At 60.1% G+C, this 23,217-nt stretch carries 17 protein-coding genes and 2 tRNA genes; 2 read left to right on the top strand and 17 right to left on the bottom strand.

What is annotated here, in order from left to right:
* Positions 1-19: 19 nt before the first annotated feature.
* From AC3I65_RS02255 to rnr, 12 genes are all read right to left on the bottom strand, one after another.
* Positions 20-3,295 (bottom strand): transglutaminase family protein, encoded by a 3,276-nt coding sequence (locus tag AC3I65_RS02255; protein ID WP_188252151.1) that lies wholly within the window; start codon positions 3,293-3,295, stop codon positions 20-22.
* A 175-nt stretch (positions 3,296-3,470) separates the two neighbouring features.
* Positions 3,471-3,932 carry a hypothetical protein gene (locus AC3I65_RS02250; protein ID WP_107321465.1) on the bottom strand — a complete coding sequence of 154 codons (462 nt, stop codon included), beginning with the start codon at positions 3,930-3,932 and terminating at the stop codon, positions 3,471-3,473.
* Entirely contained in the window at positions 3,933-4,394 is a 462-nt protein-coding gene (locus AC3I65_RS02245; protein ID WP_047227322.1) for a hypothetical protein, read from the bottom strand. It abuts the gene before it with no gap.
* Positions 4,394-5,311 carry an Ssp4 family T6SS effector gene (gene ssp4 / locus AC3I65_RS02240; RefSeq protein WP_047227321.1) on the bottom strand — a complete coding sequence of 306 codons (918 nt, stop codon included), beginning with the start codon at positions 5,309-5,311 and terminating at the stop codon, positions 4,394-4,396. The genes AC3I65_RS02245 and ssp4 overlap by 1 nt, the downstream gene beginning before the upstream one ends.
* A 243-nt stretch (positions 5,312-5,554) precedes the next feature.
* Positions 5,555-7,855 (bottom strand): YgiQ family radical SAM protein, encoded by a 2,301-nt coding sequence (locus AC3I65_RS02235; RefSeq protein WP_047227320.1) that lies wholly within the window; start codon positions 7,853-7,855, stop codon positions 5,555-5,557.
* Positions 7,856-8,075: 220 nt separating this feature from the next.
* Positions 8,076-9,473: a replicative DNA helicase gene (gene dnaB, locus AC3I65_RS02230; protein WP_027911801.1), complete on the bottom strand. Its 1,398-nt coding sequence runs from the start codon at positions 9,471-9,473 to the stop codon at positions 8,076-8,078.
* 136 nt (positions 9,474-9,609) lie between these two features.
* Positions 9,610-10,056 carry a 50S ribosomal protein L9 gene (rplI, locus tag AC3I65_RS02225; protein WP_047227319.1) on the bottom strand — a complete coding sequence of 149 codons (447 nt, stop codon included), beginning with the start codon at positions 10,054-10,056 and terminating at the stop codon, positions 9,610-9,612.
* Positions 10,057-10,074: 18 nt separating this feature from the next.
* Complete coding sequence (locus AC3I65_RS02220) at positions 10,075-10,968, bottom strand: YybS family protein (RefSeq protein ID WP_047227318.1); 894 nt, start codon at positions 10,966-10,968, stop codon at positions 10,075-10,077.
* 36 nt (positions 10,969-11,004) lie between these two features.
* On the bottom strand, positions 11,005-11,235 hold the full coding sequence (gene rpsR, locus AC3I65_RS02215; RefSeq protein WP_002551829.1) for a 30S ribosomal protein S18: 231 nt from the start codon (positions 11,233-11,235) through the stop codon (positions 11,005-11,007).
* Between the two features lie 28 nt (positions 11,236-11,263).
* On the bottom strand, positions 11,264-11,692 hold the full coding sequence (gene rpsF, locus AC3I65_RS02210) for a 30S ribosomal protein S6 (RefSeq protein ID WP_003186395.1): 429 nt from the start codon (positions 11,690-11,692) through the stop codon (positions 11,264-11,266).
* A gap of 301 nt (positions 11,693-11,993) precedes the next feature.
* Positions 11,994-12,761, bottom strand: coding sequence for a 23S rRNA (guanosine(2251)-2'-O)-methyltransferase RlmB (gene rlmB / locus AC3I65_RS02205; protein ID WP_107321462.1), 768 nt, complete (start codon positions 12,759-12,761; stop codon positions 11,994-11,996).
* Complete coding sequence (gene rnr, locus AC3I65_RS02200; protein WP_047227316.1) at positions 12,758-15,376, bottom strand: ribonuclease R; 2,619 nt, start codon at positions 15,374-15,376, stop codon at positions 12,758-12,760. Before rnr ends, rlmB begins: the two co-directional genes overlap by 4 nt.
* A 226-nt stretch (positions 15,377-15,602) precedes the next feature.
* On the opposite strand from rnr, the gene AC3I65_RS02195 reads away from it, so the two are divergent.
* Both AC3I65_RS02195 and AC3I65_RS02190 read left to right on the top strand, forming a co-directional pair.
* Positions 15,603-15,689 (top strand) — tRNA-Leu (locus AC3I65_RS02195).
* A 175-nt stretch (positions 15,690-15,864) separates the two neighbouring features.
* Positions 15,865-15,951 (top strand) — tRNA-Leu (locus AC3I65_RS02190).
* 224 nt (positions 15,952-16,175) lie between these two features.
* Here the strand turns inward: AC3I65_RS02190 and AC3I65_RS02185 are convergent.
* The 5 genes from AC3I65_RS02185 to hflK form a co-directional block, all read right to left on the bottom strand.
* A complete protein-coding gene (locus AC3I65_RS02185) occupies positions 16,176-18,110 on the bottom strand; it encodes a methyl-accepting chemotaxis protein (protein ID WP_488523430.1) in 1,935 nt (644 codons plus the stop codon).
* Positions 18,111-18,260: 150 nt separating this feature from the next.
* A complete protein-coding gene (locus AC3I65_RS02180; protein ID WP_003186407.1) occupies positions 18,261-19,553 on the bottom strand; it encodes an adenylosuccinate synthase in 1,293 nt (430 codons plus the stop codon).
* Positions 19,554-19,607: 54 nt separating this feature from the next.
* The gene (locus tag AC3I65_RS02175) at positions 19,608-20,795 is read right to left on the bottom strand and encodes an ATP phosphoribosyltransferase regulatory subunit (protein WP_047227314.1); all 1,188 of its coding nucleotides are present in this window, start codon (positions 20,793-20,795) and stop codon (positions 19,608-19,610) included.
* 313 nt (positions 20,796-21,108) lie between these two features.
* Positions 21,109-21,978, bottom strand: coding sequence for a protease modulator HflC (hflC, locus tag AC3I65_RS02170; RefSeq protein ID WP_047227313.1), 870 nt, complete (start codon positions 21,976-21,978; stop codon positions 21,109-21,111).
* Positions 21,978-23,150 (bottom strand): FtsH protease activity modulator HflK, encoded by a 1,173-nt coding sequence (hflK, locus tag AC3I65_RS02165; protein ID WP_047227312.1) that lies wholly within the window; start codon positions 23,148-23,150, stop codon positions 21,978-21,980. Before hflK ends, hflC begins: the two co-directional genes overlap by 1 nt.
* Between the last annotated feature and the right edge of the window lie 67 nt (positions 23,151-23,217).

Genomic DNA, 23,217 nt, shown 5'->3' with positions numbered 1-23,217 from the left:
TACGACTTAGGGAGCGCTCTCAAAAACGTCGCAGATCGAGCGTGAGGGGAAACTCGTCGTCCACTGTCAGGTGAGGTATCGGAAGTTTCCCAGGCGTGTGTCCGAGACGGAAAAAACGCGCCATTCGCCGGCTCTCCGCCTCATTGGCATTCACCGGCAGGCTGTCGTAATTACGTCCCCCCGGATGGGCCACATGATACTGGCACCCCCCCACCGAACGTTGCGTCCAGGTGTCGAGTAAATCGAAGACCAACGGCGCATGGACCGCAATGGTCGGCTGCAGGCAGTTGGCCGGTTGCCAAGCGCGAAAACGCACCCCGGCGACAAATTCGCCGACCCGGCCGGTGGCTTGAAGCGGCACCGGAACACCGTTGCAGGTCAGCAGATACCGTTGCGGCGCCAGGCCGCTAAGCTTGACCTGCAAACGTTCAAGAGAAGAGTCCACATACCGCACGGTGCCGCCCGCTGCCCCCTCTTCTCCCAGTACATGCCAGGGTTCAAGGGCCTGGCGCAATTGCAGTTCGATGCCGCTGACCGCGTAATCACCCACCTTGGGAAAACGAAACTCCAGGTGCGCGGCGAACCATTCGGCCCGCAGCGGGTAACCGGCGGCGTTCAGTTCATTGATGACGTCGGCAAAATCCTGTTCGATAAAATGCGGCAACAGGAAGCGGTCATGCAGTTCGGTCCCCCACCGCGCCAGCTTCGCAGGCAGGTAGGGCTCACGCCAGAACCGCGCCACCAGCGCCCGCAGCAATAGCTGCTGGGCCAGGCTCATACGGGCGTGGGGCGGCATTTCAAAAGCCCGCAGCTCCAATAGACCGAGACGCCCGGTGGCGCCGTCCGGCGAATAGAGCTTGTCGATGCAAAATTCGGCACGATGGGTGTTGCCGGTCACGTCGATCAACAGATTGCGCAACAGCCGATCAACCAGCCAGGGCGGGCACTCTTCGCCAGGTTGCGGCATTTGTGCGAAGGCAATTTCCAGCTCATACAACGCATCGTTGCGCGCTTCGTCCACCCGGGGCGCCTGGGACGTCGGGCCGATGAACAAGCCGGAAAACAGGTAGGACAACGACGGGTGGTTATGCCAGTAGCTGATGAGACTGCGCAGCAGGTCAGGGCGCCGTAGAAAGGGAGAGTCGGCCGGGGTTGCGCCCCCCAGTACGAAATGGTTGCCACCACCGGTGCCGGTGTGCCGACCGTCGATCATGAATTTCTCGGTGGTCAGCCGGGTCTGTCGCGCCTCTTCGTAAAGAAACTCGGTGCGCTCGACCAGTTCATCCCAGGTCGCGGACGGCTGCACGTTAACCTCGATCACACCCGGATCGGGGGTGATGCGAAAGTTACTCAGGCGCGGGTCGCTCGGTGGCTCGTAGCCTTCCAACAGTACCGGGCAATGCAGCTCCTCGGCTGTCGCTTCGATGGCGCTGACCAGTTCCAGATAATCCTCGACCCGCTCCAGGGGCGGCATGAACAGGTACAAACGCCCCTCGCGAGCCTCGGCACAAAACGCCGTGCGGGTCAGCCAGTCGGCGGATTCGTCGATCTGCGGGGCACGATCCTGCTCGGTTGCCGGCTCACCATGACGGGCCAGGCGTTCGGCATCGGGCAGCACCGGCAGGTCCTGGTTCGGGTCGGTGGGATGAATGAAAGGGTATTCGGCCGCTGTCACCCAGGGCTGGGAAGCCAATGGCAGGCGGTAGCCCAAGGGCGAATCCCCCGGAACCAACCGGCAGTGACTATCGCGCAGGTACCATCGACCGCTTTGCCATTGATCGCCCTTGGCGGTACGCGCCAGCGGCAGGACCTGCCCGATCACTTTATCCAGGCCCTGACTGAAGACCTTGCGCAACCGTTCCCGCTCCAAAGCATCTTCCAGGCGGGGGTCCTGGGCCGTGACGTTCGATGGCAATGCACCTTCGCGCCAGAGGTAATAGAAATTGTCCTCGTAGGCTGGGAACACGAATCGCGCAGGAATTTTCAAACGCTCGGCAACGCTTGTCAGAAAGCGCCCGGCCATTTCGCCGTCGGCGCCGTAGTCCTGCTGCTCGTCAGCGATCAACGCGCTGTTGTGCCAGATCGGCACTCCGTCACGCCGCCAATAGCAGTTGAGCGACCAGCGCGGCAACTGCTCACCGGGGTACCACTTGCCCTGGCCAAAATGCACAAGCCCCTGGGGCGCATAATGCTTGCGCATGCGCTGGAACAGCTCGGCGGAGAGGCGACGTTTGTCCGGCCCCAGCGCGGCGGTGTTCCATTCGGCGCCGTCCGGGTCATCAATCGAGACGAAGGTCGGTTCGCCCCCCATGGTCAGGCGCACATCGCCTTCCAGCAGGTCGGCATCAATTTTCCGGCCCAACGCCTGAATCGCCAGCCACTGCTCTTCGGTGTAGGGCTTGGTGACCCGTGGCGCTTCCCAGATCCGCTCGACGGACATTTCGTGGCTGAATTCGCACTCGCACGGTTCCACCAAGCCACTGATGGGCGCCGCCGAGGACGGATCGGGACTACAGGCCAACGGGATATGCCCTTCACCGGCGAACAACCCGGACGTCGCATCCAGGCCGATCCAGCCGGCACCGGGCAGGTAGACCTCGCACCAGGCATGCAAGTCGGTGAAATCCACCTCGGTACCGGACGGACCGTCGAGGCTTTTCACGTCGGCGGTCAACTGGATCAGGTAGCCGGAAACGAACCGCGCGGCCAGGCCAAGGTTGCGCAACAACTGCACCAGCAACCAGGCCGAGTCGCGGCAGGAACCGGACGCATGCTCCAGGGTGTGCTCCGGGGTCTGGACGCCCGGTTCCATACGGATCAGGTAGTTGATGTCTTCGCTCAGGCGCTGGTTGAGCGCCACCAGGAAATCCACCGCCGGCAACGGCGTGCGGTCGATGCCGTCCAGATAGGCTTGGAATCTCGGCGTCAACGGCAGGGTTTCAAGGTAAGGCGCCAACTCCTTGCGCTCATCGGCGGCATAGGTGAACGGGATTTTTTCCGCGTAGGGTTCCAGGAAAAAGTCGAACGGATTGAACACCGCCATTTCAGCCAGCAGATCGACTTCAATGCGCAGCTCCCGGGTTCTCTCGGGAAACACCAACCGCGCCAGGTAATTGCCCTGGGGATCCTGCTGCCAGTTGATGAAGTGCTGATCGGGCGCGACCTTCAGCGCATAAGAAAGAATGCGCGTGCGGCTGTGGGCCGCCGGGCGCAGGCGAACGATCTGCGGACCGAGCTCGACAGCGCGGTCGTATCGGTAATGCGTGACATGGTGCAATGCGACGTGAATCGACACGACGTACCTCCTGCGAGCCTGGGCGTTATCGAAAGCGGCGCAAGACTTATGCCATGCAGGCAAGCCGGACACTTTCTTCGTCTACTCAAGGCAGTAGAGCACTAAAAGCGCGCGATGCTCGCATTCGGGTGCAAAGCTAAGCACATAAATGTGGCAGCGGTGGTAGCGAATCGACTCAACGCCGTGAGCGGGAGGCTTTGGCGGCCTGGATGAAGAGCTCGCGTTGGTGGCGGACTTCTACCAGTTTGCTGCGCATTTCGCGGTGACGTTTGCTGTTGAGCAATAGCAGCCCGAGCAATGGAAAAAACAGACCCGCCGCATAAACGAATCGATTCGGGCGATAACCAATAGTCGGCAAGACACACAACAGACAGACCACAAAAAGCCCGACAAACACCCAGACCCAACCCGCTCTGCCGCGCACGACCATAAAGTTGCTATGGACCAGAACCAACGTACAAATAGCAATGCATACAGCGGAAATTTTCGCTTGGCTCGACAACGTAGCGCGCACAAAAAAACTGTCGAGAAGAGCAAAGAGCGCCAGTAAACACGATATTTTCGCCACGAATATCGTTGCGATGAAGGTCGGAAAGTAGCGCTTCATAAAATGGATGAAAGTCGGATAGTTTTCCATCTAGCGTCCTTTCCTTTTCTTCTGTAAACGGACGGCAGACCTTATCGCCATACGCTCCTCGCGCAACTCCGACAATTTCTGGCGCATCTCTCGATGGCGCTTACTGTTGAGCAATAGCAGCCCCAGCAACGGGAACAACAACCCCGTCACATAGGCAAAAGGATGCGGCTTGTAGCCGTAGGTGGGGAGGACCGTGAAGAGACACGCCAGATAGAACACAACGATGGCACGAACACCCCATGACCGCCCCCTGATCATGACGAAATGGCTCAACGCCAAGAGCAGAGAGAGGATCAGCGCAACCAGAAAAGAATACTTGGCCCGTTCAGGATCGCCTCGAAAGTAAGTGCTAGAGACTAATGAAATTGAAGCGGAAACCGCGAAACAGGCTAGAAAAAAAGCGCAGATGAAGGTTGGAAAATAATGAGCGAGGAAAGCGTTCAATGAATGCTTGCGGTCCATTATTCAACTTCCTCATACAGCCCCACGGCAATTGTCTTCAGGTTCCCAGACAAGCTACTGCCCGTTAAGCCGATGGCTGCCCCCAGGGAGTCGCGAATCTGGGTCACGGTCGCGTGATTGATCTGGGTAGCCGTGAAACGCTTTGCAAGCGTCCCCGAACGCTGGCGAAGCTTTAATAGTTTGTTAGTCAGGCTTGGGTCCTTCAGTGTTAACAACTCTTTGGTCAATGCCTTTCTTTGCTGACGAGTCAAACCTTTGGAAAGCTCGTACCAACTCCTGCCAGTCGAGACCTTCCTCGCTTGCAAGAGTTTGAGCGTTGTTAAAGTGGATGCCCCGGCTCCCAGCAATGATGCGGCATCCAACACTGGCATTGCGTAGCGATACCAGTCCTCACTGTCCATATCATCATTAGCTGCTGGATCGTTGAGTTCGTTGTAGGTACGCATGCTCCCAACCACGCACTGCGCAGTACTGGCAGCGGCGGCGGTTGCCCCCACGGCTGTGACAACCAGGCTTGCACCCGCTGTAAATGGAACTGCGATCGTGCCACTGAAAACCACAATCCAGCCCAGAATGGCGCCAGCGCAGGATAACGTCGTATTGACAGCCTCTCCCACTAAACGAGACTCACGCGGGTTGTTCTTTACCTGATCAGCAAACTGAGCCGGCGCAATGTACTTCTGCGCCTCGCGCAAGATGATCCGCTTGGGCTTGATACTGCAAATCGGCTTGAACTCGCGCAGGGTCACCACGTTGAATTCGGCATCGATGTACACCACGCCAGCGCCGACGATACTGGGATCGGCGTCGATGGCCGCGAACAGGCGCGGCAGGTTGATCTGGCTTTCGATGCGTTGGCGGGCCATGAACTGGGAGGGGCTGTAGTCCATGCCGATACCCGGTAAAGGGGTACTCATATGAATCGTCCTTGAAAATCCGAGGGTGAGAACTTTATTGCCTGAGTGGCCGTGATTGCGGGCAAGCCGGGCTCTGCCAGGGCCAACACTGACATCTGTGGCGAGGGAGCAAGCTCCCGGTGTTTGGCTTTATTGCACGGAACTGACTGGCATTGGCGGTCGCCACGATAGCAAACGAGTAGCACAGCCGCTAGAAAGCAAAACGCCAGCTTTTAAGCTGGCGTTTGCAATGTGGCTTGGCGATCAGCGCGGTACGACTGGCTTGCGCGCCGGTTTCGGCCCTTTGCCCTTGGCGGCGTCCTTGCGCTCCTTGGCGGCCTGCTGGTTGCGGGCGAATGCCGCGGCCTTGGCCTGCTCGCGCTTGTCCCACGGGTTGCCGCCGTCGCTGGCGCGCGGTGGCAGACCGGTGTGCTGGGTCAGGATCTTGGTGGTTTCCTTGCCTACCTTGTGGCTGCCAGCCGGCGTCGAGTTCTTGCGACGGGCGCTCTGGTAGCTGTCGGTGGCTGGCTGGTGCAACGGAATCAATTGATTCTTGCCCGGCCCGATCAGGTCGGCGCGGCCCATGCGGGTCAGCGCTTCGCGCAGCATCGGCCAGCCCTTGGGGTCGTGATAACGCAAGAAGGCCTTGTGCAGGCGGCGCTGCTCCTCGCTCTTGACGATGGTCACCGCGTCGCTCTTGTAGGTGACCTTACGCAGCGGGTTCTTGCCCGAATGGTACATGGCCGTGGCGGTGGCCATCGGCGACGGATAGAACGCCTGCACCTGGTCAGCGCGGAAACCGTTGCCCTTGAGCCACAGAGCCAGGTTCATCATGTCTTCGTCGGTGGTGCCCGGGTGGGCGGCGATGAAGTATGGAATCAGGTACTGCTCTTTGCCGGCTTCCTTGGTGTACTTCTCGAACATCCGCTTGAATTTGTCATAGCTGCCGATGCCCGGTTTCATCATCTGGTTGAGCGGACCTTCCTCGGTATGTTCCGGGGCGATCTTCAGGTAACCACCCACGTGGTGGGTCACCAGTTCCTTGACGTATTCCGGCGACTCGACCGCCAGGTCGTAACGCAGGCCGGAGGCAATCAGGATCTTCTTCACCCCAGGCAATGCCCGGGCGCTGCGGTACAGCTGGATGAGCGAAGAATGGTCGGTATTGAGGTTCGGGCAGATACCGGGGAACACACAGGATGGCTTGCGGCACGCGGATTCGATTTCCGGGCTCTTGCAGGCAATGCGGTACATGTTCGCGGTCGGGCCGCCGAGGTCGGAAATGACGCCGGTGAAGCCCGGGACCTTGTCGCGGATCTCTTCAATCTCGCGAATGATCGATTCTTCAGAGCGGTTCTGGATGATCCGGCCTTCGTGCTCGGTGATCGAGCAGAAGGTGCAGCCGCCAAAGCAGCCACGCATGATGTTCACCGAGAAACGGATCATCTCGTAGGCCGGGATCTTTTCCTTGCCGTACGCCGGGTGCGGAACACGCGCGTAAGGCATGCCAAACACGTAGTCCATTTCCTCAGTGGTCATCGGAATGGGTGGTGGGTTGAACCAGACATCGACTTCACCATGCTTCTGCACCAGAGCACGGGCGTTGCCCGGGTTGGTTTCCAGGTGCAGCACGCGGTTGGCGTGAGCGTAGAGCACCGCATCGCCACGAACCTTTTCCACCGACGGCAGACGAATCACGGTCTTGTCGCGAGTCATGCGCGGGCTCGCCAGAATCTGCACGACCTTGGCTTCGCTCGGGTCTTCAACCGGACCTTTCTCTTGCTCGATGGCGCAGGCAGCGGTGTCCTGGGTGTTCACATACGGGTTGATGATCTTGTCGATCTTGCCCGGGCGGTCGATGCGGGTGGAATCGACCTCGTACCAGCCTTGCGGGGTGTCGCGGCGGATGAACGCGGTGCCACGGACATCGGTGATGTCTTCAATCTTGTGGCCATAGGACAGGCGCTGGGCGACTTCGACAATCGCCCGCTCGGCGTTGCCGTAGAGCAGGATGTCGGCGCAGGCGTCGATCAGGATCGAGTTGCGCACCCGGTCCTGCCAGTAATCGTAATGGGCGATGCGGCGCAGGGAGGCTTCGATACCGCCGAGCACGATCGGCACATGCTTGTAGGCTTCCTTGCAGCGCTGGCTGTAGACCAGGCTCGCACGGTCCGGCCGCTTGCCCGCCATGCCACCCGGGGTGTAGGCGTCGTCGGAACGGATTTTCTTGTCGGCGGTGTAGCGGTTGATCATCGAGTCCATGTTGCCGGCCGCGACGCCAAAAAACAGGTTCGGCTCGCCGAGCTTCATGAAGTCGTCTTTGGACTGCCAGTTTGGCTGGGCAATGATCCCGACGCGAAAGCCCTGGGCTTCCAGCAGCCGACCGATGATCGCCATGCCGAACGACGGGTGATCGACGTAGGCATCACCGGTCACGATGATGATGTCGCACGAATCCCAGCCGAGCTGATCCATCTCCTCCCTGCTCATGGGCAGGAACGGCGCGGGGCCGAAACATTCGGCCCAGTACTTGGGATAGTCAAATAACGGCTTGGCTGCTTGCATGTCGATGACCGGTATGAAAGATGAAAAATCGCGGGCGCGGAATATAGCACAAAAATTAACCAATTCCGACGGCTATGGTCGGAAATGGTGACGCCCTCATCGCGAGCAGGCTCGCTCCCACATTGAATCGCATTCCCTTTGAAGGAACTCGGTCAACTGTGGGAACGAGCCTGCTCCGGGCGGCGTTCCGACGATGGGGCCAGTTCAGGCGACGACGAACTTACTCGTCGTCATCAAAATTGTAGCTACCCGGCGCCAGGTTCTCGAATCGGGTGTATTTACCGATAAAGGCCAGGCGAATGAAGCCGATCGGGCCGTTACGCTGCTTGCCGATGATGATTTCGGCGATGCCCTTGTGCTCCGTCTCCGGGTGGTACACCTCGTCACGGTAGACGAACATGATCACGTCGGCGTCCTGCTCGATCGCTCCGGATTCACGCAAGTCGGAGTTCACCGGGCGTTTGTTGGGGCGCTGTTCCAGGGAACGGTTCAACTGAGAGAGCGCCACCACCGGGCAGTTGAATTCCTTGGCCAGGGCCTTGAGGGAACGGGAGATTTCGGAAATCTCGTTGGTCCGGTTGTCGCCACTGGAGCCCGGAATCTGCATCAACTGCAGGTAGTCGATCATGATCAGCGCGATATCACCGTGCTCACGCACCAGGCGACGGGTCCGGGCGCGCATTTCCGAAGGGCTGATACCGGCAGTATCGTCGATGAACAGCTTGCGGTCGTTGAGCAGGTTGACCGCCGAAGTCAGGCGCGGCCAGTCGTCATCTTCCAGTTGGCCGGAACGGACCTTGGTCTGGTCGATACGTCCCAGGGACGAGAGCATACGCATGATCAGCGATTCACCTGGCATCTCCAGGGAGTACACCAGTACGGCCTTGTCGCTGCGCAGCACGGCGTTTTCCACCAGGTTCATCGCAAAGGTGGTTTTACCCATGGACGGACGGCCGGCGACGATGATCAGGTCCGATGGCTGCAGGCCGCTGGTCTTCTCATCGAGGTCGGTGTAGCCGGTGGACAGGCCGGTGATGGCGTTGTCGGTGTTGAACAGGGTGTCGATGCGGTCGATGGCCTTGGTCAGCAGATCGTTGACGCTCACCGGGCCACCGGTTTTTGGCCGGGCCTCGGCGATCTGGAAGATTTGCCGTTCCGCTTCATCGAGGATCTCGGCAGCGGTTCGGCCTTCCGGGTTGAAGGCGCTGTCCGCGATTTCGGTGCTGATACCGATCAATTGGCGCAAGGTCGCCCGTTCGCGCACGATCTGGGCATAGGCCTTGATGTTGGCGACAGACGGCGTGTTTTTTGCCAACTCACCCAGGTAACCGAGGCCGCCAACCTGAGACGTCTGGCCTTCCTTGTCCAATTGCTCGGCCAGGGTCACCACGTCGATCGGCATGTTCTGATCGGCCAATCTTGCGATGGCACGGAAAATCAGGCGGTGGTCATGTCGGTAGAAATCGCCGTCGGATACTTGATCGAGCACGCGTTCCCAGGCGTTGTTGTCCAGCATCAGACCACCGAGCACGGCCTGTTCGGCCTCGATGGAGTGCGGAGGCACCTTCAGGGCTGCGGTTTGCAGATCGTATTGCTCGGGAGCGGTGATTTCGTTCATGGCCACTTGATTCTTTTGGAAACGCAGGGGGTTTTGAAAATCAGCAATTGCAGAAAGACAAAGGGCACGACCTGTAAACAGGATCGTGCCCGATGTTACCGACTAGTACCCGAGGGTGCCAGCCGACAGGTATTGCTTAAGCTGCTACCACGACAACGCGTACGGTGGCTTCAACTTCGGCGTGCAGGTGCACGGCTACGTCGAATTCGCCTACGTTGCGGATGGTGCCGTTCGGCAGACGAACTTCGCTCTTCGACACTTCAACGCCAGAGGCGGTCAGTGCGTCAGCGATGTCGTGAGTACCGATCGAACCGAACAGCTTGCCTTCGTCGCCAGCGGTGGCAGTGATGGTCACTTCCAGCTCGGCCAGTTGGGCAGCACGGCTTTCAGCCGAGGTCTTACGGTCTGCTGCGGCTTTTTCCAGCTCAGCGCGACGCTCTTCGAACGCGGCCAGGTTGGCAGCGGTCGCAGCGGTGGCTTTGCCGTAAGGCAGCAGGTAGTTACGACCGTAACCGGCCTTAACGTTTACTTTGTCACCCAGGTTGCCCAGGTTGGTGACTTTTTCCAGAAGGATCAGTTGCATGTGAAAATCCTCTAACTTTTAACCTTCACCGTTCGCGTTGTCGGCGTCTTTCGGCGCCATACGACCGCGAAAATCAATCAGGCTGTCGACGATGGCCAGGACCACCAGCAACGGATAGATCAGCTGCATGAACAGCAACAACGTGACGTACAACCCCACCAGCCAGAACCTGGCCAGTCGCTTTTGCGCCACCAGCCCGTGAATCAGGGCCAGAGCGGCAAATACCAGCGGTACACTGCACAACGGCGTGAGCATGGCCATCTGCGGACCGAAGTTCGGCCCCAGAAGCATGCCCGCCAGCAGCAACATCGCCAGCCCAAGCGGGAAACGGATGGCGCGAAATTCGCGACCAAAACCACCCGGGTTGTACAACAACGCCTGCCAGTAGCGCCCGATAATCAGGCTCAGCACACTGACGATTTGTAACAAGGCCGCAATCAGGCCGGTCAGGACCGGTGCGATCAGGGACGCGAAACGCGCTTGCTCCTCTACCGACATCTGCTGGTAGAGATCACCGAGGGCCTCGGGCAGGATTTTTATCAAAGCCTGCGACAGCATCTCGATCTGGGGCGCGAAAGCCACCCCGAGCACCACTGAAAACACCACTCCCATCGCTATGCTGACCAGCAGCACGCGGTTCCAGGATTCGCTTGCGCGCAACACCAACGCCAGCGCCGAAGACCCCAGCAGCACCATCAGTGCCCGCGGGTCAGCGGAATACAACCACCAGAGCAAAGCCGGCAGCAGTCCCAGAGCAAGAACGCCAAGGGCGTCCTTCAATCCGCGCCGCAGGAGTACAAGACTCACCGCGGCAGCACCCAACCAATACAACAACGGCAATGCCGCGCATCCAGCCACTACCAGAGTGGCCTGCATACGACCGCGCATGATGAACTCAGCTAAGGCGCGCATGCATTCAATCCTTTGCTACGTGTCGACTGCCCGGTCTCAGCGGCCGTGGCTGTCGGTGTAGGCCAGCAGGGCCAGGAAGCGGGCGCGCTTGATAGCGGTGGCCAGCTGACGCTGATAACGAGCTTTGGTACCGGTGATACGGCTTGGAACGATTTTGCCGGTCTCGGATACGTAGGCTTTCAGAGTGTTGAGATCTTTGTAATCGATCTCTTTCACGTCTTCAGCGGTGAAGCGGCAGAATTTACGACGACGGAAGAAACGTGCCATGTGATTGGCTCCTTAAAAGGTCCGTGGATTACTCGTCAGCGTTATCGCTGTTGTCGCTGTCGCTATCGCTGTCATCGCCATCGGCGCTGTCAGAGTGCTCAGGACGGTCGCGACGCTCACGGCGCTCACTGCGGTTTTCTTCAGCCTTGAGCATCTCGGATTGGCCGGTGACGGCTTCTTCGCGACGGATGACCAGGTTACGGATCACTGCATCGTTGTAGCGGAAGTTGTCTTCCAGCTCGGCCAGGGCCTTGCCGGTGCATTCAACGTTCAGCATCACGTAGTGAGCCTTGTGAACATTGTTGATTGCATAGGCCAGTTGACGACGGCCCCAATCTTCCAGACGGTGGATTTTGCCGCCGTCTTCTTCGATCAGCTTGGTGTAACGCTCAACCATGCCGCCGACTTGCTCGCTTTGATCCGGGTGGACCAAAAAGATGATTTCGTAATGACGCATGAATGCTCCTTACGGGTTGTAGCCTGCCGCTCAAAAACGGTCAGACAAGGAGTGAATGACACTTATGGACTTGTGGACGCTAGACACATAAGTGCCTGCCATCACAGCAAGGGGCGCAATTGTAGAGAAGGGCCGAGGGCGGCGCAAGGTGATTGGTGATTATTTGAACAACCCCAATGTTTACCCACACAAACCATTGTGGGAGCGAGCCTGCTCGCGATGAGGGCGCTCCATTCAACATTTGCGTTGAACGGCACTCCGCTATCGCGAGCAGGCTCGCTCCCACAGGAATACAACTGGATCAGGATTTCTTGGCGGCCGCAGCAACCTTGACGCTACGCTGGCGCTGAGCCTCGAACAGGCACACGCCGGTCGCGACCGAAACGTTGAGGCTGCTGACACTGCCGGCCATCGGCAGCTTGACCAGGTAGTCGCAATGCTCGCGGGTCAGGCGCCGCATGCCCTTGCCTTCGGCCCCCATGATCAGGATCGTCGGGCCCGTCAGGTCCTGGTCATAAATGCTGACCTCGGCCTCGCCCGCCGTGCCGACCACCCACAGGCCACGCTGCTGGAGTTTCTCCAGGGTACGCGCCAGATTGGTCACGGCCACCAACGGGATAACTTCCGCCGCGCCACAGGCGACTTTACGCACCACCGGCGTCAACGTCGCCGACTTGTCTTTAGGTACGATCACCGCCAATGCACCCGCCGCATCGGCCGAGCGCAGGCAAGCGCCAAGGTTGTGAGGATCGGTCACGCCATCCAGTACCAGCAACAATGGCGCGCCTTCGGTGCGATCGAGCAACTCGTCGAGCATCGCCTCGCCCCAGACCTGGCTCGGGCTGACCTCAGCCACCACCCCCTGGTGCACACCTTCGACCCAGGCGTCCATTTCCCGCCGTTCGGCCTGGCCGACCGCTACGCGATTCTCGCCAGCCAGCTCGATCAGGGTCTGGACCCGCGGATCACTGCGGCCTTCCGCCAGCCAGATCTGCTTGACCCGCTTGGGATGGTGACGCAGCAACGCTTCCACGGCATGCACACCGTAGATTTTTTCCAACTGACTCATGACTTGGCCTTGGGTTTACGCGCCCCGCCGCTCTTGGCTGGGGCCGAGCCCGCTTTCGGCGGGCCTTTACGGTGTTTGCTCGGCTTGCCGGTCGCCTTGTCCGGCGCCGACCGTCCGGTCTTTCCCCCAGACGCCGCTTTACCGCCGCTCTTGGCTTCGGCGAGCAACGCCTGTTTCATCTCACGACTTTTGCGCAGCTCGGCGTTTTTTGCCGCCGCATCGCTTGGGCGATAGGCTTCGACGGCCTTTTCCTTGGCCGGGCCGCGACGCCCGGACTTGGCCGCAGCAGGCTCGGCGGCGGTCTTGGCCGCAGGCGCAGAAGTTTCAGTGCCGCGCTTCTTGCGGCCAATCGGCGCGCTGATGGTTTTTTCCGCCATCTCGAAGTCGATCTTGCGCTCGTCGAGATCAACGCGCATGACCCGCACTTCGACCGTATCGCCAAGACGGAAGCTGCGACCGGTGCGCTCACCCGCCAAGCGGTGATGCACGGGGTCGAAGTGGTAGTAATCGCCCGGCAGCGCGGTGACGTGCACCAGGCCTTCGACGTAGATGTCGGTCAGTTCGACGAACAGGCCAAAACCGGTCACGGCAGTGATCACGCCCGGGAAGGACTCACCCACGCGATCCTTCATGAACTCGCACTTGAGCCAGTTCACTACGTCGCGAGTCGCTTCATCGGCACGGCGCTCGCTCATCGAGCATTGCTCGCCGAGTTGCTCCAGGGCCGCCTCGTCGTAGGGGTAGATGCGCGCCTTGGGAATGGTCATCGCACCGGCACGTTTGACATGCGGGGTGTCCATCTTCGAGTGGATCACGCTGCGGATCGCCCGATGCGTGAGCAAGTCAGGGTAACGACGGATCGGCGACGTAAAGTGGGTATAAGCTTCGTAATTCAGGCCGAAGTGGCCCTGGTTATCGGCGCTGTATACCGCCTGGCTCAACGAGCGCAGCATCACGGTCTGGATCAGGTGGAAATCCGGACGATCCTTGATACTGGCCAGCAGGGCCTGGTAATCCTTGGGCGACGGACCGTCCTTGCCTTTGTGCAAGGACAGGCCGAGCTCACCGAGGAAGGCCCGCAGTTTTTCCAGGCGCTCCGGCGGCGGGCCATCGTGGACCCGGTACAGCGCAGGAATCTCGTGCTTCTTCAGGAACTCAGCAGTGGCGACGTTGGCGGCCAGCATGCATTCCTCGATCAGCTTGTGGGCATCGTTGCGCACCGTCGGACGAATCTCGGCGATCTTGCGCTCGGAGCCGAAGATGATCCGGGTTTCCTGAGTTTCGAAATCGATCGCTCCACGCACGTGACGGGCCGCCAGCAGCACTTTGTAGAGCGAGTACAGCTCTTTGAGATGCGGCACGACATCGGTGTATTCGCCACGAAGCTTGCGCGATTCGGCAAGTTTCGGGGTTTCCAGCATCGCGCTGACCTTGTTGTAGGTCAGGCGGGCGTGGGAATGGATCACCGCCTCGTAGAAGCAGTAGTCGGTCATCTCGCCGGATTTGGAGATGGTCATCTCGCAAACCATGGCCAGGCGATCGACGTGAGGATTGAGCGAGCACAAACCGTTGGACAGTTGCTCTGGCAGCATCGGTACGACGCGCTCGGGGAAGTACACCGAGTTGCCGCGTACCTGGGCTTCGGCGTCCAGCGCCGAACCGAGTTTCACGTAGCTGGAAACATCGGCAATCGCCACGTACAACTTCCAGCCGCCGGAGAACAGGCGCAGCTTGCCAGGCTTGGCTTCGCAGTAGACCGCGTCGTCGAAGTCCCGGGCGTCTTCGCCATCAATGGTGACGAATGGCAGGTGACGCAGGTCGATGCGCTTCTCTTTGTCTTTCTCTTCGACTTCCGGCTTGAGCTTGGCGGCTTCTTTCAGGACCGCTTCGGGCCAGACGTGGGGAATGTCGTAGGTGCGCAAGGCAACATCGATTTCCATGCCTGGGGCCATGTAGTTGCCGACCACTTCCACCACATCGCCCTGGGGCTGGAAGCGCGGGGTTGGCCAGTGGGTGATTTTCACCTCGACGAACTGACCGACCTTGGCGTTGGCATTGCGGCCCGGGGTGACCAGCACTTCCTGCTGGATCTTCGGGTTGTCGGCGACGACAAAGCCGATGCCACCTTCTTCAAAGTAACGGCCGACGATGCTTTCGTGGGCACGGGACACTACTTCAACGATCACGCCTTCACGGCGGCCGCGGCGGTCCAGGCCGGAAACCCGGGCCAAAGCCCGGTCACCGTCGAACACCAGACGCATCTGCGCCGGGCTCATGAACAGGTCGTCGCTGCCGTCGTCCGGGATCAGGAAGCCGAAACCGTCACGGTGACCGGCGATGCGGCCCAGGATCAGGTCAAGCTTGTCCACGGGCGCATAGGTGCCGCGCCGGGTGTAGATCAACTGCGCATCGCGCTCCATGGCGCGCAGACGGCGGCGCAGGGCTTCGAGCTGGTCTTCGGTGGTCAGACCGAACTCTTCGACCAGTTGCTCGCGGCTAGCAGGCGAACCCCGATCGGCGAGATGCGCCAGGATCAGTTCGCGGCTAGGAATAGGGTTTTCGTATTTTTCCGCTTCACGAGCGGCCTCGGGATCGAGGGACTGCCAATCGGCCATTAGAGAGTTTTCACCTTGTCTATATGCGGGTTAGTTTGGCATAGGCGTAATGAAACGGGAAATTTCAAGCATCCAATGCCTTTTTCTGAAGCCTTTTGACCCCTCTTGAAGCCCGGAAATGCACCGCTCGTGAAATTTAGCGGTTTTTTTCTCGTGAGGGGTTTACAGTTAAAAACACGCTCCGTATAGTGCGCGCCATCGACGACGCACACACGTTGCCGATACTGCCCAGATGGTGAAATTGGTAGACACGCCAGCTTCAGGTGCTGGTGACCGCAAGGTCGTGGAAGTTCGAGTCTTCTTCTGGGCACCAATTTCGAGCGACAGATCAATGATCTGCCAGCTCCCCAAAAACCCGCGAAAGCGGGTTTTTGCATTTTCGGCCCCTGGAATCCGACTGGTAATTACTAAAACAAAAACAGGGGTTTACAGATCAAAACTCGCTCCGTATAGTGCGCCACATCGACAGCGGCAACGCTGAAGATGCTGCCCAGATGGTGAAATTGGTAGACACGCCAGCTTCAGGTGCTGGTGACCGCAAGGTCGTGGAAGTTCGAGTCTTCTTCTGGGCACCAATTCAAGCTTCAAGGTTACGGCCTTGAACTCACAGAAACCCGCGAAAGCGGGTTTTTGCGTTTCTGGGGTTGGCGATTTATTGGCTGACGACAAGATGCCTCTGAGCCACTGAAACCGCTATCGCGAGCAGGCTCGCTCCCACATGGGATCTCCAGCGCTCACAGATACTCTGTTCACAGTGGATCAATGTGGGAGCGAGCCTGCTCGCGATGAGGCCAGCCCATCAAGCCCGGAACTGTCCCAGGCTCGCCTTCAACTGCGCCGCCAGACTATCCAATACCTTGCCACTGGCCGTGGTCTCGACCACAGCCTGAGCCGCTTTCTCGGCCTGGGCGTGAATGGTTTCCACCCGCCCACGCACCGCTTGCGCACCTTGCGCCTGGTGAGCCGCCGCTTGCGTGGCCAGACCGATGGCCGCATGCACCTGCTCTACAGAGGTCTGTACCGACTGCTGTAAGCGCGCGCTGTCACGCAACACCAACAACCCCTCACTGGCCTGACGCCCGGCCTGGCCGATGGCAGCCACCGCCTCGCGAGCGCCCTGCTGCAGCGCGACGATATGCGCCTGGATGTCGCCGGTCGAACTCTGGGTCTTGCTTGCCAGCGCCCGCACCTCGTCGGCAACCACTGCGAACCCACGCCCGGTTTCCCCGGCCCGCGCCGCTTCGATGGCCGCGTTCAAAGCCAGCAGGTTGGTTTGCTCGGCAATGCCGTGAATGACCGTGAGCACCACTTCGATCTGCTCGCTCTGTTGCGCCAGCCGCTCGATGACTTTTGCCCCCGTATCGACCTGCCCTGCCAGCGCTTCGATCAAACCACCGACCTTGGCCGAGGTTCGGGTGTTTTCGTCGGTAGCCTTGCGAATCTCCACCACCTGCTGCAAGGCAGCCTGCATCGCCTGGCTTTCCGATTGCGCTTCATCGGCCATCTGCGACAGCGCCCGCAAGCTCTCGGCCACTTCATCACGCTGCATTCCGGCCGCCGCATCGGCACCGGAGTTACGCAAGGTCATTGCACCGATTTCCACACCGGTGCGCTGGGCCACATCCCCCGCCTCTCGCACGATGGGCTGCAACTTATCCACAAAACGATTGACCGCCGAGGCCATCTCGCCGATTTCGTCCTTGCTGCTGATTTGCACGCGCTTGGTCAGGTCGCCCTCACCCGCCGCCAGATCGTTCATCGCGGCAATCAACAGTTTCAAACGATTGACCACTCGCCGCCCCAACACCACCGCCAGCAGCACCAGCACGCCAAACCCCACCAGCGCTAGACCCAGGCCGATCCGCCAGCGCAAAGTGCCCGCAGCGTCCTGTACGGTGGTGGCGGTGTTGGCCTGCATTTGCGTCGCGGTGGACTGAGCCGACTCCAGGCGCCCGCGCATTGCCGTGGCGCTATCGGCTGCCGCCCCCTTGAGGCTATCACCCACCAACTGGTCACCACTGGCGATCAAGGCCGAGAAGCGCCGGTCCAACGCCTCCAGGTCAGCTTCAACGGAGGCCGTGGAAACGCCCATCAACACCTTGCCGATCTCTACGCCGTTGGGGTTGATCGAGGCCTCAAGGTAATACACCGAAGGGTCGTTCTTCGCCGCGTCCAACACCTTGTCCAGCGCCCGGTCGCCCTGGCCTTTCTCCAACAAAGCCTTGTTGATCGGGTTCTCCCGATTCAGGTAGCGAGTCAGGTGCTGGCCGGTGGCGTCGTCATAAATGACGAAGAGTACGTTGGGATTGCGCTGGGCCCGACGGGCAAACTCGGAGAGCGCAGGCACGTCGCTGTCCCACATGGCGCGGGGCGCAACCGAAGCCAGGAGTTGCGCCATATCATTGGCAGAGTCCTTGAGCGATTTTTCCAGCGTCGCCCGCAACTGTGCCTGCTCATCCTTCAGCCGCGCAGATAAACCGGCGGTGAGGCGCTGACGAGTGCTGGCAGACAAGCTGTCCAGGCTCGACGTCACTTCACGCCCGGCCTGCTCCAGCTCGCCAGACAACTTCTGGCTGTCGCCGCCGAGCCGCGCCTCCAGATCAGCCTCCAGCGCAGTGACCGTGCTTCGCGTCAGCGCGACAGCGACCAGCACCTGCACCAAAAGGGCGACACCAAGAGTAACGAACACAGGCCGCAACAGGCGGCTTTGTAACAATGAGAGAACGGCCGACACAGGGAATCCCTCTACTAACGCCATTAATTTGATGGCACTTCACAAGAAGCACTTATTATTCATGGTGTATAGCAAGTGTCGTGCCGTCTGGCAGGCAGAAACGACAAAGGACCCAAACGAGGGTCCTTTGTGTTTTACATCAACGACTTATTAGGCAAACGGGTGACGCAGAACGATGGTTTCGTTGCGGTCCGGCCCCGTCGAAATAATGTCGATCGGTGCACCGACCAACTCTTCGACGCGCTTGATGTAATTGCGAGCCGCTACTGGCAGCTCTTCCAGGGTCTTGGCACCCACGGTCGACTCAGTCCAGCCTGGCATCTGCTCGTATACCGGCTCCAGACCGATGTAGCTGTCAGCGTCAGTCGGTGCGTCGATGACCGCGCCGTCCTGATTCTTGTAGCCCACGCAGATGTTGATGGTTTCCAGGCCGTCCAGTACGTCCAGCTTGGTCAGGCACAGGCCCGAGATACTGTTGACGTCGATGGCGCGACGCAGGATGACGGCATCGAACCAGCCGCAACGACGGGCACGGCCAGTGGTGGCGCCGAACTCATGACCACGCTTGGCCAGGAACGCACCAACATCATCGAACAGCTCGGTCGGGAACGGACCCGAACCGACGCGAGTGGTGTATGCCTTGGTAATACCGAGGATGTAATCCAGATACATCGGGCCGAAACCCGAACCCGTGGCGATGCCGCCAGCCGTGGTGTTGGAACTGGTGACGTACGGATAGGTACCGTGGTCGATGTCCAGCAGCGACCCTTGGGCGCCTTCGAACATGATGTCCTTGCCCGCGCGACGCAGCTCGTGCAGCTCGGCAGTGACGTCGAGCATCATCGGCTTGAGCAGCTCGGCGTACTCCATGCACTCATCCAGGGTCTTCTGGAAGTCGATGGCCGGCTCTTTGTAGTAATTGACCAGAACGAAGTTGTGGTAGTCCAGCAACTCGCCCAGCTTGGCGGCGAAGCGCTCACGGTGAAACAGGTCACCGATGCGCAGGCCACGACGGGCCACCTTGTCTTCGTAGGCCGGGCCGATGCCGCGACCGGTGGTGCCGATCTTCAGCTCGCCACGGGCCTTTTCGCGGGCCTGGTCCAACGCAACGTGATAGGACAGGATCAGCGGGCAGGACGGGCTGATACGCAGGCGCTCGCGCACCGGTACGCCTTTCTCTTCCAGCTTGATGATTTCCCGCAACAAGGCGTCAGGGGCAACCACCACCCCGTTGCCGATCAGGCACTGCACGCCTTCGCGCAACACGCCCGACGGAATCAGGTGCAGTACGGTTTTCTCACCGTCGATCACCAAGGTGTGACCTGCGTTGTGGCCACCCTGGTAGCGCACTACGGCGGCAGCATGTTCGGTCAGCAGATCAACGATCTTGCCTTTGCCCTCATCACCCCACTGGGTGCCCAGGACTACGACATTCTTACCCATAACACTTGTCCTCATTCGCGCAAACTTGGTGCCGGCCGCGGCCGGCAGGAAAACTCAAGAAGCCAGCGGCAATACTTGCCAAAGCCCGTTCTGCTGAATCAATTGCCGGTCGCAGTCCGCTTCACGGGCGGCGGCCAAAGGCTGCCCAGGCAAGGCCTGGACGACACGCTGACCCTCACTGCGCAACTGGCAGACCGTCTGCCAGAGTGCTGCATCCGTACTGTCAGGCATCCAGATACCGCCAGACGGTAGCTCGACTTCAGCACGCCCCAGGGTCACCAGGGTTTTCAAATCGGTAGAGAAGCCGGTCGCCGGACGGGCACGACCGAAGTCGGCGCCAATATCATCGTATCGACCGCCCTGAGCGATGGACTGGCCAACCCCCGGCACGAACACCGCGAACACCACACCGGTGTGGTAGTGATAACCGCGCAGTTCACCCAGGTCGAAGTACAGCGGCAACTCGGGGAAACGCACCGACAGCCGCTCGGCAATCGCCAGCAAATCGTCCAGTGCCGCGAGCACCGGTGCCGGCGCATGGGCCAGCCGCTCGCGGGCAGCGGCCAGCACTTCGCGACCTCCGCACAGATCCACCAGCGCCCGCAACATGCCGGACAGATCGGCCGGCAGGCCTTCGGTCAGACTGATCACTTCATCGATGGCCTTGCGCTGCAAGGCATCGAACAACTGCTGCTCCACTTCGCCGGACAAACCGGCCGCACGCGCCAGGCCACGATAGATGCCGACGTGGCCCAGGTCCATGTGGACATCCGGTACGTCGGCCAGTTGCAGCATGGCAAGCATCAGGCTGATGACTTCCACGTCGCTGCTCGGGCTCGCATCGCCATACAACTCGGCACCCAGCTGGATCGGACTGCGCGAAGACGACAGGGCGCGCGGCTGGGCGTGCAGCACACTGCCGGCATAGCACAGACGGCTCGGACCTTCACGACGCAGGGTGTGGGCGTCGATACGCGCCACTTGCGGCGTGATGTCGGCACGAAAGCCCATCTGCCGGCCCGACTGCGGGTCGATAACCTTGAAGGTGCGCAGATCCAGGTCCTGGCCCGCGCCGGTCAGCAGGGATTCCAGGTACTCGATATGCGGGGTAACGACGAATTCGTAACCCCAGCTCTGGAACAGATCCAACACCTGCCGACGCGCTACTTCAATACGCGCAGCTTCCGGTGGCAGTACTTCTTCGATGCCATCTGGCAGCAGCCAGCGGTCTACCGTTGCCATTACGCCATTCCCCTATGGTCCGGGCGGCCAGCCCTCGGGCAAGCCTTGAGTGAAGCAGAAAATGCCCGCCCCATGCGCAAACCCCGCGCATGAGCAACGTGACGAATGGCCTGTAGTCGGCCTCGCCAAGCACTTTCCTCGAAAAACCTGTCGAGCCGTTCAACCCGACGCCTGCAACAAAAACCGCAATCGAACGTGCAGACGCAAAAAAGCCGGGAATTTCCCGGCTGCCGCATCATACACACGTTTTCCCAAAGGATCACCCCGCCCGACGCTTTAGCCGCCGGGCGGAGTGCTTCAGGTCAACGTCGCATCAAGGCTTGGACTTTTCCAGGTACTGGAAGAAGTCGCTGCTTGGGTCAAGGACCAGGACGTCGGATTTGTCCGCAAAGCTTTCACGGTAGGCACGCAGGCTACGGTAGAACGCGTAGAACTCCTGATCCTGACCATAGGCCTTGGCGTAGATCGCAGCGGCCTGGGCATCACCGTCACCGCGCAGCTCTTCCGATTCACGGTAGGCTTCGGCCAGCAATACGCGACGCTGACGATCGGCGTCGGCACGGATGCCTTCAGCCAGCTCGTTACCCTTGGCGCGGTGCTCGCGAGCTTCACGCTCACGCTCGGTGCTCATCCGCTCGAACACACTGCGGTTCACTTCCTTGGGCAGGTCGATGGCCTTGACCCGGACATCGACAACTTCGATACCCAGCTCTTTTTCCGCCATCGCGTTCAGCGAACGAGTGATGTCGGCCATGAGCGCATCACGCTCACCAGACACGACTTCATGCAGCGTACGCTTACCGAACTGGTCACGCAGGCCCGACTCAAGACGACGGGACAGACGCTCGTCGGCAATCTGCTTGAGACCGGAAGTCGCGGTGTAGAAGCGCTCGGCATCTTTCACGCGCCACTTGGCGTAGGCGTCCACCATCACGGCTTTCTTTTCCAGCGTCAGGAAGCGTTGTGTCGGTGCATCCAGTGTCATCAGGCGGGCATCGAACTTACGCACCTTGTTGACGTACGGCACTTTCACATGCAGGCCCGGCTGGACATCCGCCTGGACCACGCGACCGAATTGCAGCAACACCGCACGCTCGGTCTGAGCCACGATGTAGAAGCAGTTCCAGGCAGCGATCGCCACGACGACACCGACAATAAGGGCGATCAGCGATTTATTGCTCATCAGCGACTCTCCCTGGTACGTGCTTGCTGTTGCTGCTGCTCCGCCGCCGCGCGGGCATTGGCTTCATTGCTGGCCGCTGCCGTGCTGGACGGTGGCGTGCCGGTTTTACGACCGCCTTCGACCATCTTGTCCAGCGGCAAGTACAGCAGATTGCTCTGGCCGTTCTTGTTGCCGGTCACGAGGACCTTGCTGGTGTTGCTGAAGACTTCCTGCATGGTGTCCAGGTACAGACGCTCGCGGGTGACTTCAGGCGCCTTGCGATACTCGCTCACCAGTTTGGTGAAGCGATCCGCCTCACCCTTGGCGCGGGAGACCACTTCGTCGCGGTAACCGTTGGCATCTTCAATGATGCGCTGGGCCTGACCACGGGCTTCCGGCACGACGCCGTTGGCGTAGGTCTCGGCCTGGTTGCGCGAACGCTGCTCGTCTTCACGGGCACGGATCACGTCATCGAAGGCTTCCTGGACTTCACGCGGTGCCGCTGCGCTCTGAACGTTGACCTGGGTAACGGTGATACCGGTGCGATAGGTATCGAGGAACCTTTGCAGGCGCTCCTTGATTTCGCTGGCCATCAACTCACGACCTTCAGTCAGCACCTGGTCCATGGCGGTAGAGCCCACCACATGACGCAAGGCACTTTCAGTGGCGTGCTGCAGGCTGATTTCCGGTTGGTCGACGTTCAGTACGAAGTCTTGCAGATTGGAAATCTTGTATTGCACGGTCAGCGGCACTTCGACGATGTTCTCGTCTTCGGTGAGCATCTGGCCCTGCTTGGTATAGGCACGCTCACGCGTGACGTTTTCCATGAACTTCTTGTCGATCGGCGGGAAATAGATGTTCAGACCCGGACCGACAGTCTCGTAGTACTTGCCAAAGCGCAGCACCACGGCCTGCTCCTGCTCGTCCACGACATATACCGCGCTGTACAGCCAGACAGCCGCGAGCACGACGAGACCAATGCCGAGCAGGCCATAACCGCCACCCTTGCCCGAACGGCCACCACCATCGTCACCGCGTTTCTTACCACCACCGAACAAACCGTTCAGGCTTTCCTGCAGCTTTCGGAAGGCCTCGTCGAGATCCGGCGGCCCCTTGCGGTCGCCGTTGTTACGACGTTTTCCACCCCAGGGATCCTGATTATTCGAGTTGCCACCCGGCTCATTCCAAGCCATAGCGCTCTCCATCTGATAAAGCAAAGACGCACCCACGGCGCGCCGACCAATGCTACAGAATGCCTGA

It is taken from the genome of Pseudomonas sp. N-1-13, assembly GCF_057787095.1.
Note: the sequence above shows the minus strand (reverse complement) of the source record. Positions and strands in the feature narration are given on the sequence as shown.